At 31.3% G+C, this 14,881-nt stretch carries 10 protein-coding genes; 1 reads left to right on the forward strand and 9 read right to left on the reverse strand.

What is annotated here, in order from left to right:
• Positions 1-121: 121 nt before the first annotated feature.
• Positions 122-613 (reverse strand): thermonuclease family protein, encoded by a 492-nt coding sequence (locus TD29_RS17065; RefSeq protein ID WP_052467170.1) that lies wholly within the window; start codon positions 611-613, stop codon positions 122-124.
• A gap of 92 nt (positions 614-705) precedes the next feature.
• Between TD29_RS17065 and TD29_RS17070 the strand changes: the two genes are divergently transcribed.
• Positions 706-1,509: a hypothetical protein gene (locus TD29_RS17070; RefSeq protein ID WP_052467171.1), complete on the forward strand. Its 804-nt coding sequence runs from the start codon at positions 706-708 to the stop codon at positions 1,507-1,509.
• Positions 1,510-1,665: 156 nt separating this feature from the next.
• Here TD29_RS17070 and TD29_RS17075 read toward each other — a convergent pair whose 3' ends face one another.
• From TD29_RS17075 to TD29_RS17115, 8 genes are all read right to left on the reverse strand, one after another.
• Positions 1,666-2,100, reverse strand: coding sequence for a DUF6943 family protein (locus TD29_RS17075; RefSeq protein ID WP_040282626.1), 435 nt, complete (start codon positions 2,098-2,100; stop codon positions 1,666-1,668).
• 1,143 nt (positions 2,101-3,243) lie between these two features.
• On the reverse strand, positions 3,244-5,523 hold the full coding sequence (locus TD29_RS17085) for a UvrD-helicase domain-containing protein (protein WP_040282630.1): 2,280 nt from the start codon (positions 5,521-5,523) through the stop codon (positions 3,244-3,246).
• A 57-nt stretch (positions 5,524-5,580) separates the two neighbouring features.
• On the reverse strand, positions 5,581-6,657 hold the full coding sequence (locus tag TD29_RS17090) for a UvrD-helicase domain-containing protein (protein ID WP_040282632.1): 1,077 nt from the start codon (positions 6,655-6,657) through the stop codon (positions 5,581-5,583).
• A gap of 103 nt (positions 6,658-6,760) precedes the next feature.
• On the reverse strand, positions 6,761-8,833 hold the full coding sequence (locus TD29_RS17095; RefSeq protein WP_040282645.1) for a DUF262 and DUF1524 domain-containing protein: 2,073 nt from the start codon (positions 8,831-8,833) through the stop codon (positions 6,761-6,763).
• A 7-nt stretch (positions 8,834-8,840) separates the two neighbouring features.
• Positions 8,841-10,892 (reverse strand): Piwi domain-containing protein, encoded by a 2,052-nt coding sequence (locus tag TD29_RS17100; RefSeq protein WP_040282634.1) that lies wholly within the window; start codon positions 10,890-10,892, stop codon positions 8,841-8,843.
• Positions 10,893-12,596 (reverse strand): ATP-dependent nuclease, encoded by a 1,704-nt coding sequence (locus TD29_RS17105; protein ID WP_040282637.1) that lies wholly within the window; start codon positions 12,594-12,596, stop codon positions 10,893-10,895.
• Positions 12,593-13,945, reverse strand: a complete 1,353-nt coding sequence (locus TD29_RS18110) for a restriction endonuclease subunit S (protein WP_052467172.1) — start codon at positions 13,943-13,945, stop codon at positions 12,593-12,595. Before TD29_RS18110 ends, TD29_RS17105 begins: the two co-directional genes overlap by 4 nt.
• The coding region (locus TD29_RS17115; protein ID WP_040282639.1) for an N-6 DNA methylase at positions 13,935-14,881 on the reverse strand (947 nt) is incomplete at its 5' end. The genes TD29_RS17115 and TD29_RS18110, both read right to left, overlap by 11 nt.

Consider the following 14,881-nt stretch of genomic DNA (forward strand, 5'->3'; position numbering starts at 1 on the left):
TTACTTCCCAATACAAAAAGTAAAGTAGTACTGTATATCAGTTAGTTATGTCTATTGGGCAACAAATAGGCAACAATAAACTATAAATAAGAGATAATAAGAACAAGTAAATGTAGGGAGATTAGAACGAATTGATAAGCGAATATAAACCTTTTTTCTTTGTTTTAGCCCTCAAATTAAGTGCTTGGTACTTTGGTAACTCTGAACAGAAAACCTTGTTGTATGGCTTTGCATAACCTCTTCTGACCATTATTTCATTAAGCGTTTTGCCATTTGGCAAAATGATATAAGCTAATGTTCTTCCAAAAGCATCTGTAAGATTTGATTGTTCTTGGACTATGGTAACGCTTGTTTGTGGTTTGGCTTTTTTAAGTAGAAATTTCATAGACTTAAAACCCAACTCAATTAAATACGTGCCTGAGATATTCACTTCTCTTTCATCTTGCTTTAATTTTCTACATACTTTAATCTCTGGAGCATCAATACCTAATAGCCTTATCTCTTCTTCATTATTTGTGAAAATATTTCTTACAATTAGTCCGTCTCCGTCCAATACTTTAACCACTTCATAGTGTGGTCTTACTCTTGTTTGTTTATTAGCACTTGTTTGCATTTGTTTACGTTTATTATTCAATTGATAGTCAATGTGTTAGACTTATATTTGTAATAGTAAGAATTATTATTAACATTTAAAAATTTACAGAAATGGCAAGACAGAAAGGTCCCCTAAAATATGTCGGTACTCTTGGAGATATTAGACATTTTAAAATTAAAGGAAATGAAGGTTATTTTGCAGGTTTGACTGGTGGTCCAACTGCTGAACAAATTGCAACTGACCCAGCATTTCAAAGAACTCGTGAAAATATGAACGAATTTGGAGGTTGTGCAATGGTTGGTAAATCCGTAAGAGTCGGATTAGCAAGCCTAATGAAAAATATGGCAGACAGTCAAGTGACTGGAAGATTAACTGCTATAATGAAAAAAATCAATTTAGAAGATGGTTCTGAAGCCAGAGGTAGACGAGCTGTATTGGTTTCTGCAGTACCAAACTATTTGAAAGGATTTGATTTTAACAGATTCACTTCATTCAATGGTGCTTTTAATGCTCCGTTCACTATTACTCCTGCTGGTTCTCGTGATAGTTCAACTTTGGATGTTCCTGCATTCAATCCGTTGAATTACTTAAACATTCCAGCCGGTGCAACTCACTTTAGAATTATCAATGCTATTTCAGTATTATCTGATTATGAGTTCAACACTACTACAAAGGTTTATGAGCCTAAAGATGCAAGTTTGAATGAATTAAAAGATGTTCAGTATTCTGCTTATTTACCTGTAGATTCTGTTACCTCTTTGGTTTCATTGGTTGCTACATTACCAGGTTCTCCAACTATGACAGCTGATGTAAGTGTTTTAAACTCTATCGGTATTGAGTTTTATCAAGAAGTAGGTTCAAACTACTATGTATTTGCACAAGGTAACGCCTTAAAGATTTCCGAAATATTCTAAGATGCCATTTTAGAGATTTATGGAATTAGAAGAAAGCCTGCTCATTTGAGTAGGCTTTTCTTTTTGGCACTTTGTAAGGTTTGCATTTTTTTATTAAGACGGTGCAATCATATTGGGCTATAATATGCCTTATACAGTACTCAAATATGAGTAGCCCTAAGAATATCGCTTTTTAGATATATAGCGATAGAAAACCACCCTACGTGCATCATCAATTAGTTTTAGGTTGAGTTTATAAACTTTTTCTTGCTCTTCTAAAAGCTGTAAGGCTTTGACCGACTTTTTGAAAATTGGAATATCACTATTTGCCTGTTCAAATCCGTTTAAAATGCCTTGTTTAAGGTCGTTTTTTGTGATGAATGGAATAACTGAACCTTTTAAATAGTAATGAAAGGATTTTGCACGCCATAGCCCAAAACATAACCAATATAACTGCTCTTTGGCTTCCTCTGTGGGTGCTATCAAAATGAAGCAATTCGGACAAGGTTGTTTTAGTGGCTTTCCGCTGTTCATCCCTTTGTTCAGAATGTAGAAATGTGGCTTTTCAGTTTCGGCTGATGGTCTGTAAGTTTTGAGAGTGAATTTTGTCATTTTCCGAGAATTTTAGTTGGCTTCCGAAATCCCCTTCACAAAATTTTTTGACAAAGAAAAAAACGAAAAAAAAAGAAAGCCATCCAACTGGTGGTGGAAAGTGGGCTGACAAGGTTTTTAAGGAAAATACTACCCCTTGTGGGTGGAGATTTTTTTTAAAACCCGTAGGGCTTGACCTTTTCAGACCAATTGTAACCGCCTACATTTGCTGCCTTTTTTATTCTTTTGGCATAACATTATTTACTACTCCTCTTATTTGAAAAATGCTTGTTGTGTTGTTCAATTCCTTTGGGGAAATATGACCAGAAAAAAAATAAACTATACCTATTCTAAAAGCGTGGGCTGGTGTGTGGCAAGTGTAGCGATGGAAAGAAACGGAACTAAATGCGGTGGGATGGAATGAAGTAATTCTGTATGCATTACAAGGTTGCAGACTTTGCAAACTTTACAATTTACTGCAAAGTTGTTGTGCGGTGGCTTTGCATACGGATTGCGTAATGGAATAGTGTGTGGCTTAGTGAAGTGTAGAGAATGAGCTACTCTTGCTTGCCTTATTAGGCGTTAGTGGGTATATGTAATGAAAGAATGTAGGCACGAAATGAGAGAATGAAATGTACCTGCTATAAGCCGATATTAACTCATAGTTTATTTTTTTTCTGACCGCTGAAAAGGGTGGTTGGGGAATTGTGGTCTTTCGGTTGGTGTAGTAGGTTTAAAGCGTTGGCAATGAGCGGATATTTTACATAATGTTATTATAGGACATAGGCGAAGCCCGTAATGCAATGAAGCCCTTTTGGGTATGTACTATAATGCCACATTATGTAAACATAGCTTTGGGTTGTTATTTTCTGGCACAAGTTGCACAGAGCGGTACTTTGGAGTGCATACGCCTTTTTGCTTTTGTGTGTTGGCATAGCTCTTTACTACCGCAGGAACGAGGATAGTAATGTGCTATAATTAGCGTTGGCTTGCAAAAAGTGTGACAGAAAATAACAACTGTAGCGTGGGAAAACGGAAGCCTATAAAAAGACAGAGGAGTTATGAGGCACGATTAACGCTGGATTTTTATAGGCTGTGGAAGAAACCTACGGAACCAACCGTTATTAAAGTCGTGCCTTTGGCACACCTTATAGTTTTATGTTCTTAATTAGACCAAAATTCTATTGCATTAGGATTTATTTTCAAATCTGAAATACGTTCTATATTAAATGTTCTTTCTTCTTCGCGCATATAACAATAACCAAAAACGCAAATCGAATTATGTTGGCCTATTACCTTAAATCCTTTTGGCTTGATAGTTCTAAGACTTTGAACACCACCTTCAAATTGTTTTGATTTATGGTAATTGAATTTTACATTCACATCAAAATCTACAGCTAATTGTATGTAACCTTTAATGGTATCTAAATCACTTGAATTGATATTAGTTTCTTTAGTGGTATATCTTTTTTGTAAAGCTACTGTGTATTGCTTTTTTAATGTTTGAGCATCTGAATTAGTAGGATTTTCTTTTAACTCATTATTTATATGATGTAATGCTTTATAAAAGTGTCTTGATTTAAAATAGGCTTGTGCTAACCAATAATTAACAGAATTACTATTTGGTTTAAACTTGTTAAATGCTAACCATTTTTCTACTGCTTTGTTGTAATTATCTAAATCAAATTGTACACTACCACACCAATAATAAGCGTATGCGTTTGAATTGTCTTGGGCAATCGCCTTTTCATAATTTATTAATGCGTTTTTTAAATCTGATTTTTGTTCGTAAGAACGCCCTAAAGAATAATAAGTATTTGATTTACCTTCTTGTAATGATAAATACTTTTCAAAATACTCAATAGCTAATGTGAACTCTTCTTTTTTATAATATTCATCTGCTAAAACCTCAAAATCATTGGCTGTTATTTTTCTTGTGTAATTACAATAATGACTGTTATTACAGGCATAGAAATAACCGAACTTACCATTTCTTTCTATTAACTTACCATTATCACACCAATCGCATTGAAGAGCTGTTATTTTTTCATTTGCTTCAATTTCATCAATAAATTTTGATGTATAATCATTATTAACTAAAAAAGAAACGTGCTTTTTGGCTCTTGTCATTGCTACATAAAACAATCTTCTTTCTTCACCATTGGGAAACTGGTCAGCTTTAGATAGTAAAAAATTTAATAAAGGGTCATCAGATATTTCTGAAGGAAAGCCATAAGTACCAGAGCTACAATTTGTAATAATTACGTAATCATCTTCAAGACCTTTAGATCTATGAGCTGTTAAAAACCTTATTTTAAGATTAGGGAACTCATTACATATATATTCATATTGATTACTTACTTTATTATATTTCTCGATTAGAAAATTACCATTAAAGAAATTTTTTCTTTCAAAATCATAGCGACCTAAAAGTAATACTGAAGCATCATTATTCTCGCTTTTTTCGGCAATATTAACTAATGCACTTCTTAAAGCTAAATGTAAATTTTTACTCTTTCTGTCTGGGTCTGAATGTTTATAAATAGAATATGGTACTTCTTCTGACTTATGGTGGCTTTTTAGCTTTTTAGATATTTGATTTGGATTCTTTAGAATAAAATTACTTGATAGGGCGATAAGTTGATTATCAAACCTGTAAGTGTATTCTATAAATGAGGTTTGAGTTACTCTACTGTAATTTGGGACTGTAGAAGATTTGAAATATTTTTCAAAGTTTGTGAATAAGCCAATATCACTACCTGCGAAGCGGTATATTGATTGCCAATCATCACCAACACAAAAAAGTTTTGTGCTTGGTTTTTGGTCTAATAGTGCTTTAATTAATTGAAACCTTGCTTTGGATATATCTTGATATTCATCAATAATAATGTAATCGTATGGTGATTGATAAAAATTGTCTTGTATTACATCTGTAGCGTTATTTATCATATCGCTAAAATCAATTTCTTCTTCCTCTGAAAGATATTCTTGATACGAATGAAATATTGGGTCAAATAATTCCAAAAACTTAATAGCACGGTCATTATCTTCTTTTAATGCTCTCTTTTGTAGGTTTGATATAGCTTCATTGTTTGATTTTAATAAGACTAAAAACGTATCTAATAATTGAGTGAAATCGCTAATATCTTTAGAAGCATTTTCTTTTAAATATAGCCATAGTTTATCGTTTGATATAGGATTAAAAACTACCCCAACATCTTCTAAATTCTTTTGTAGTTCTGATAATAGAATCCCTTTTTTCTGTTGCCAAGAATAGGATGCTACTAATGTTGTTGAATTATTGTTATGTTCTTGACGTTTCCATTCAATACCCTCATTATAAACCTCTTTTGCAGACTTACCATCTTTACCATTAAACCAATCAGGTACATTCCAATTTTCATCAACTCCAAAATGCTCTATATATACATTGTAATCAGGCAAATAAAAATCTGGTTTGTATTGACCAAATTGCTTACTTGCTGTTTTGTATTGGTATTTTTATTCATATTCGTAATTAATGCCATTCCTAAACAAAAAATTAGCTATAAAAACTTCTTCTTGGCTCTTTAAACGTTCTCTGTATCGAATAACCTGACCATTGCTACGTCTTTTTTCAACCATTTTATAGCCTTCTAATTTTTGCTCATTTAAATAGTTGTTATGTTCAGCATCTGTCTCAAATTCTGCTATATCCTTGTAAGGTTTTAGATAGTAGGAAATAAAATCAATTAGTAAATTATAATACTCTTCACTCTCTTTAGCGTGGTCAATAAAAGAAGATATGCGTTCTAAGTGTGATTTACCATTTGCATCATATATTGATGGTTTTAAGTTATTTACTTGTGCTATTATATCTAAACCTAACTTATTAAAGGTTTTAACAGGTATGTCAATATTCATTTTATTATAAATCCTATCTCGCATTTCGTCTGCTGCTTTACGAGTGAATGAGATTAATAAAATAGATTGAGGATTTATATTTTGAATAGTTGTTAGATACTTTACTTTACCTGCAATTGTTGTAGTTTTTCCTGAGCCTGCACCAGCAATAACTAATTGGTTATCTTCATCTATGATTACTGCTTTACGTTGCTGAGTATCGAGCGATTTACCTTCAACATCACTTAATAAGCTATCTGTATTTTTTAATTCAGATTCAATGAAATTTTCATTGCGAGAATTTAAAATAGAATCAATCCTTTCATAAGTGTATTTAAAGGAATTTATCTTTTTTATTGATGTTTCAAAATTGGGTAAGTGTTTGTATTTCTTTGATTTGATTTCGTTATAATAGTGTGCGGTCTCTTTCTTGAAATTAAATATTTGGAAATTGGATATATATTTTGGTTGAGATTTAAACTTTTCAAACAACTCATTAAATTCAGTAATTTTAGCTAAAAATGGATTTAATTCTTTACGTTGACTATCGTGAAGTATTGCCAGTTCTTCAAGACGCTTTTTTTCTTCTGCCAGTCGCAGTCTTTCTTCCTCTTCTTTTTTTAATCTAAGTTTCTTTTTATTGTTTGCGAATAAAAGAGCTGCAACTATTAGTATTGGAATGATTATGTAAGCCATTATTTTTATTCTCGATTGTGATGATAGAAATTGTTGTATTTGAATATGACAAACCTTTGATTAAAGGCTTAAACCAGATAACAAATCACTTTATTCTATAAAATTATCCGTTCATCTGTTCTTCAAATGCTTGTTGTACTAATTCGATAATATCATCTAATTCTGATGCATCACGTAAATTGACTTCTACATTACCATTACCCCATCTTCCTAAACCACTAATATCTCTGCATAGGTTTTTAGGGTCTTTGATATTCTCAAAATCCATATTTAAGGATAAACGTAATTTTACTTTTTGAGGTACTACATCAACAAAGTTAGTTTGTGCCTTAAATGCTATGTATAGCTTTTTAAATTCAACTTTTGCTGTGGCATCAATATTCAACACTCTTTTTTCAAACAAACGATATAAGGCTAACATATCATTTTGTAAATGTTCATATTGTTCTATGGTATATTGAACTGTATCTCTTGAGGTTTGAGGTGCTCTATACATATCTAAAACTTCTTCATTCAAGTAAGGTGATGTCCATACTTTTAATGCTCTTTCTCCTAATGCTGTTGCTCTGTTATTGATTGCTTGTTCATTCCATACATCAGCTACTCTTACCGATTTATTCAAGAATAACGGACTGTCATTAAAACCTCCTTCAATAGTCTTTTTATTGGTAAATGGTCTATCAGACAATTCTGAATTATAAGCTGTTAATGATAGGTTTCCTAAGGTGTGTAAATACTTTTCTTTTACAATTTTCCAATTCTCGCCTAATTCCTTTTGCCACTCTATAGGTGTTTTTGGATTTTGAGGTATTATGTGTTCTATGGTATAATTTTCTGCATTTACTAATTCCTTTCGCTTGAAGTTTTCTAAGGATTCTAAAAGGTAATTTCTTGACCTAAAATTATAAACATCTTTTAATTGAATTTCTCTTGTAAATTCTGCATCATCTGGAAATCTTCTATATCCATCCATTAACATAAATGCTGCCTTAACAGATTCTGCATAGGTTTCACTTTTAATATTTTTGTAAAGTGTAGCAAATGTTTTGTTTAAACTGTTGGTAGGAATACCACAAATAGCACGTCTAAAAACGTAGTTTTTAGTAAGGTGCAATATCTCTACAAATTCATCAAATGTGATTAGCTCATTATTATAATCTCCATAAACTGCCAATAAGAATGGGTACGAAGTATCCATACGCAATTTGGTAATTTCTTTAAGTACAGATTTTAAGGTTTTATCTTCTTCTTTTTGCAAGGCAATCGCAACATAATATTGCGAATATTCATAAAGACTTTTTACAATATTTTCTGTTCCTAATTTATCTTTATGGTTATTAAAATACAGTTTAAACGTATCGTAAACCTCTCCAATTTTAGGAATACTATTCAGCTTCATTGTTAAATAATCCCTCATAAACCAAGGTAAAGCACTTATGTTTTCTCCAAAACTTTGTTCCATAGGATACCAATAGGTTTCGTATAGGTGTTTTTGGAATGTTGGTTCTTGACCCATTAAAATATAGTTTCTAATAAGGTCTGCTTGTGATAGGTTTAAGCCTGTAGAGTTTAGACTCTCAAATATTAATTGTGGATTGTCTTTTTCTCTTTCTAATGCTACATCAACTACTATTAATTTTTGAAGCCCTTTGTATATTTTATTGATGTTATTCTTATCAATGTGCTTATAAAAATAGTCGTGATTTTCTATGATTCTATTTGAATGTTTTGTTGGTAAAGGTTTATTGGTTAATAGGTTTGTAAGCGTTTCTTTATCTCTTCTTGTTAGTAATAATTTGTAGTATAAATCATTGTCCTCTTCTGCATTAAACAGGTAGTAGTTTTTTAGCTTTTTGGCTGTTGTATCTACTGCACAATCTGGATTCTTTTCTATGAACTTTACAATAGCTGCAATCAATAAAGTAATGGTAGTTAAACGCTGTTGCCCATCAATTACTAAGTATTTATTAATCTCTGCAATGGTATGTATATCTGGTTGAAAATAAACGATTGAACCTATGAAATGCCCTTGTTCAGAAGTGGATGCTGCTTGAATGTCTTTGAGTAATAAAGCACATTGTTTGAACTGCCAACTGTATGTACGTTGGTAAATAGGAATAATGAACTGTTTAGGTTCTTTTATAATTGATAATAGATTTTTTGCTGATGCCTTCATATAAATGTTATAAAAACCAAAGATTATTTTTACCAAAATCAGGTAGCTTATCGCCTTCAAAGAAAGGGAATATTTCTGCTGCCATTTCTGGGTATTTTATGGTTACTGGTAAGTTTTGTTGTTTTACAGATTTCCAATACATTCTGCTGAATTGATATACCTGGTCTATTAATTCTTCTACTACTTTTCTATCGTCAAAATAATTATCTACTGTTGAAGAAAAAGACAATTTTACTGGAAATGGATTATCCTTTTCGGTATCGCTTGCATTGTAGCGAGTGTTATTGAATAATAAGTATTGATCCCAACCAATTTTTAAATATGTACCACTTACAGGCATTAAATTATGGCTGCTGGTATCGAATGCTACATTATCTTCTGATGTGGTTTTATTAATGGTTACAATAACTACAGGAATGGTAAGGTTTAATTTGTTGAGCATCTTTTTGATTGGCTCTAATTCCTTATTGCTTATTTTCTTGTAAAAATGAATGATTAGCCTTTTGGCACTTTCTCCATTATCTACCACATATTTTAAAATCTGTTTGCCTATTGTACCTGCTAATAGTTCTGTTTCATTGGCTTTAAAACAATCAAATCCTTTAAACTCTCCATTGTTATTGAAACAGAAAGCACTTGCAACATATTTTATGTTGTGATTGAGCGAAGTGAAAGCACCTACACCCACTATCAATTCTTCTTTTGTATCTCTATCTAAACGCCAAGGAATACCGTCTATTTTGGCTAATAGAGCGATAGCGATATTAGGTAAGTAGAAGCTAAAATCTTTATGCCCAATATTGTCTTTATAAATTACTTGTGAGCTTATATCGTGTTTTAATAATTCTTCTTTTACTTGGTAATACAGCATTTTACGCTGTTCGTCTGTTTCTGTTTTGTGAATTGGCGTTACATAAATAGCTACATACTTTGTATTGGGTTGTTTTTCGAGATTTAGCAAACCTTGTTTTACTTCTCTTAACGCTGATTCTGGACTCTCAAAAGCAATACTTGTATCTTTATCTATAAGGAATGGTTGCTTTATATAAGTTTTTAAAGGCTTGAAGTACAAATAGCCTTCAGGTGATTTGTAACCTTCAGTAAAATACTCGTAGAGTGTTTTTACTGCAAAGTTTCTATCAGGCTTATGGTAGATAAAAAAGAACCTCACGTTTGGATGCGGACTTGCTTTGTATGGTCCTATATTTTTCATTCCATTGTGCGGAACTATATCTGTATTATTAAAGAAGCGTAGCTTATTTGAATTGAAAGAGGTTTTGTGAACTTTATGCTTTGGCATTTTATAAAAACCATCTTCTGATATAGGAAGTATCGCTTTAAATTCTTTAGAATTTAAGTGATTATGGTAGAAGTCTGTAATGTTCTTGTAATACGGTTTGTATTTATTACCTCTTTTAAAATCTGGTCGAGCTATCTTTAGATAGTCTCGAATAGGATTTGAAAGTATGGGATATAGTTCTTCTATATGCTGTTTTATAGCATCTTCTGCAAACTCATATTTAACTACTTGGGTGTTGTATTTGACGTAATTTATTAGCTCTGGCGGGAAATCATCTAATTCTGCTAAAGACTTGTTATATGCGGTTGTATTGCCATCAAAAGATATTAATAACTCAGGTGATTCTGTTACTTTGTGAAATTGCACTTTTATAGTAAAGCGTTTATACGAAGTATAAACTGCTGTACTTTTAGTTTCATCTTTAAACCATATTTGAATATCTTTTACAAAATTGATTTTTACTGCATCTGCAACTGTTTCAAAGTAGTTATAGATTAATCTACTGTAATAATGTACTGCTAATCTTCTGTTCTTTGAAAAATCTACACTTGCTTTATAATCGCAATTCTCGGTATCTATAAAGTTTGTATATAGCTTATCACAGTTTTGCATTTCTTCATTAAAATCATCCCAAAAAGATTGAGGATATTCGCCTTTCCAAAGTGAATAACAGCCTTGTTTCTCTTGCTTATAAAAGCCTATCTCCAGTTCTTGAACTGGATGGCTGAATGGGATAATATTTAATGTAAGGTTTTCCATTTACGCTGTCATTATTTCCAAAAGTTTATTTAGTAGTGTTTTAAAGCCTTCCATTTTAGAGCTGTCCGTTAAATGTTCACGTAATTTGTATTTAACCTTATCTTGAAGCTTGTTTGATAAATCGGTAAAACTACTGTTGTTCGTATATGATTCATCAACATAACTTTTCGCAATTTCTCTAATCATACCATTTCCAAAGTAATTTTCTATTTGAAAATTACTTCCTGTTTGTGCAGTATCAATAGGAGGAATCATAAGGAAGATTACATTGTCTTGGTAATTCTTAAAATCAATATCTTTCTTTTGTGTTGTAGAATCTGGAAATAGTGATTTGTAAACACCTTCACCAGCCCCATCTCTATCAACAAGAATTATGATTTTTTTATCAGTATCAACTTGAAACTTGTCAACTAAATGTTTAATGTTATCTGCATCCGTTCCACCAACTCTTAGAAAATCAAATTGTAATGTTGGGTAGTCTGCTCTGAAATGATGTAAGGCTTTAGATATATAAATATCATCTGTTTTACCTTCACAAATAATTATGTCATTGGAAGAAAACATAGTTTTTAAAACATCATCTTCATCAATAAGATATTCTACTCCTTCATAAATATTATTGGCAATTGTTACTTCTCCATCCTCAATTTTAAAGATGTTTTCTTTAGCACAATATTTTGTGAGTGTAGGTGAATGAGTTGTAAAAAAAGATAAATGTTCCGTATTGGTAAACGTATCTACTATTTGCTTTTTACGGTCTAAATGAACGTGAGAATCTGGCTCATCTAAAAGTACAATACTATTTTCGGAAGCTAATATTGTAGAGATACACTTTATTAGTAATATTTTCTTTTCTCCCTCACTTAGTTTGCGAATATCTTTATTGTTAAACTCAATTTTTATACCTGTTATTAGCTTTTTACTCTTTGGCATAGTTGCTAAAAAGAGATATTCAAAAAAGCGTTTACACCATTCTGTATTTTGATATTCGTTTTGAATATTGCCAAGGTCAATAGATGCAATTTGAGATATTTGTAAATATTTATCTGCTTGATCCTCTTGCTCTCTTTTTATACGGTCAGTTAATTGAGGAATGGTTAATTCGCTTGTATCAGCAATAGAAAATTTGCTTTTCCTGTCTTCATATTTTTCTGAAAACTGAAATTGTATTTTAATATCCTCTTGTAAATTATCAATCCCTAATAGTTCCTTTATAAATTCTTTACCCTCATTGTGGCATAGTAAGGCAAGTAGTGCATTGCTCCAAGAAAATTTATTGATGTATAAAAAGCGTAGCTTTTGGTTGATATAATTCAACTTTATTTTATTAAAATACTTTAAGTAGGGTTGTTGAAATATATCTTCCCACAAGCGAGTTTCTTCACCACTATATGACGCAACTACTTGAACTGGCAAAAAATCTTTGATACTGTTTTTACGTTCCTTATTATTTACATAAACCTTGTTGTTTTCTAAACGAATGAGTTTATCTTCTTTTTCATATTCAAAAAGAAATGTGAAGTCTGTTACTGGTTGTTTGTAATAATAACTGTGTATTATTTTACTGATTGCTTCCAATACATTACTTTTCCCTGAACCATTTAAACCAATTAGGGCAACATAATTTGTACAACTCTCAAAATTGAAAACTGTTTTGTCTTGGAGGTTTTTATAACCGTTTATTTGTAATCTTTTTAATTTCATTCGGCAGGTTTAAAAATGGCATTTTCAAAATCTAACAAAGCTTGTTTCTTTAGTTGTTGTGCCTGTTGAAATTTATCTTTTTGACTGTCCTTCATTTGTTGAATACCTTCAGCTATCTTATTCTGAATATCTATTGATGGTAAAGGGATTTTTAACTCTAATAAATCAGATTGAGTGATTGCCGGATATAAAGCTCCAGTCATTTTTATCTCAAATTGCTTGATACCAATCGGAGATTTTAAAACTTCATTTAAGAAATATAAATTATACTTTTCTTTGTTCTCTTGGATTGTAGAGAAGCCAGAGGATGCGACATCACCGTTATTTTTATCTTGAATTATGGCAAACTTTTTTAAATAAGGTCTTGTAGTACCAATAATTAAATCACCTGTTTTTACTGTTTGAGTTGCTCTACTTGGTGCTTTTTTGGCGTAAACGGTTTTTGTTTTCATAACGCCAAAGTTTGGGTCAATACCACCTAACTCAATATACTCTTTAGATTCTTCTTTCTTTTTCCAAGGACGACTAATAAAATCAAATGCTAAACCTATTTCTGTAACAGGATATTTTGCATCTTGTAAATCTTCAAAAAAAGTAGCTTCATCAGCACTATGTACCCAATTGAATAACTCATTAAACTCTGCAAAGTATAATTTACCAGATTGACGTTTTTTTACTTCTCTAAGCTTAATACCAAGTTTTTTTAAAATAAGAATATCTATTTGTTCTTCTAAATTAGTAGCTTCTTGTTCAAGGTTATCTGCTTGATTAAGATTTTTGAGATAGGCTTTTACTAAACTTTTTTGGATGTCCAAAGATGGTAGTGGAATTTGTAAACTTAAAAATTCAGCTACTTTAACTCTTGCTTTACCAAGACCTACTTTTAATGAATTAATTTGTTTTTTAAAAGGAACACTTCTTAGTAAGAGTATTAAATAATCACCATCTACCTTTTTAACATCAAAAGTAAAGCAAGGATATTCGTTACTAACAACAAAAGGATTACTGTTGTTAAGATAAATACAACCGTGTCTTACATTTATTTTTGAATAAACAATTGTGTTATTTGGAACTAAAAACAAATTCCCTTTATATTTTTCTATCTCATTTTTCTCTCTTAAATAAAGATTGCCACCAAAATCAATTTTAGATATAATTCTTAAATCTTCATCTTTAGCTTGTTTGTGAGAAACTGACTCACGAAATACCGTAAGTATTTCAGATAAATAAATAGGGTTTTCAAACTGATATTCATTTATATAAGTGTTTTTTTGAACATCCCAAGTATTGAACTTAGTAAATTCTATAAACTGTAAAAAGCTATATGAACTAACAACATTATTCTGCATAAAACACTACTTCATTAAGGTTTCCAATACTATCTTTTTCAATACGAACTATTGAATTGTTTTTGATTTTATAGTCAGCATTAGTGGCTAAATCAGTTTCCCATATTTCCTTTTCTTTGCGATATTGAGTGTATTCATCTTTTAACTCTGGTAATTCATTCTTTATCCTACCACCTTTGCTATCTATGCCTGCTTTTGCTACTTCTGCTAATGGAATACTGTAATTAAAACGCTCTTTAATGATTGCTTTAATTTCTATTTCCATTTGAGATTCAATGGTTTTTAACTCTGTTCTAAGTGCTTTTTTATCTTCTGTACTTGGAGCTTCACTACCTCTTAGTTTTAGTTTCTCTTTAATCTCTGTAATCTGCTTTTTGTACTTTGCATTAATTTCTTTGGTAGCTTCTTTAGTAATGGTTGCCCAATTATTTTCTTCTTCCTCTGTAAAACGTTTTAAGAAAACCAAACTTGGTTTTACTGTTGCACCAGATGCAATAAATACGTCTTGCGGTATAGAGGTAATTAGAATTAATTTTGCCCTACCTTCAAAATATTCTCTTGCTTTGTTAAGATTAGATGTGTTTAAAACGCCTTCTGGCAATACTACTGCCATTCTACCACCTTTACGCAATAAACGGATGTTACGCTCCATAAACATAATTTCAGTTAGGGTACTAATTTTACCCACATCATATTTATCTACAATCTTTCTTTTTTCCTTAATATCCTTTTCACGTTGATTGATGATTTTTTCATAATCATCATATTTATCTAACCATTCTTGATAGTGAGGTTTGCTTTTTAGACTGTCTTCTGCTGTAATTTTAAGTTCTTTATCAACCCTTGCTCCAAATGGTGGATTGGTAAGGATTACATCAAATCTTTCTTCAAATATTCCATTTACATCTAATAAGCCATCATTGTGGTGTACACCAC

It is taken from the genome of Psychroserpens damuponensis, assembly GCF_000826655.1.
GTDB classification, from domain to species: Bacteria; Bacteroidota; Bacteroidia; order Flavobacteriales; family Flavobacteriaceae; genus Psychroserpens; species Psychroserpens damuponensis.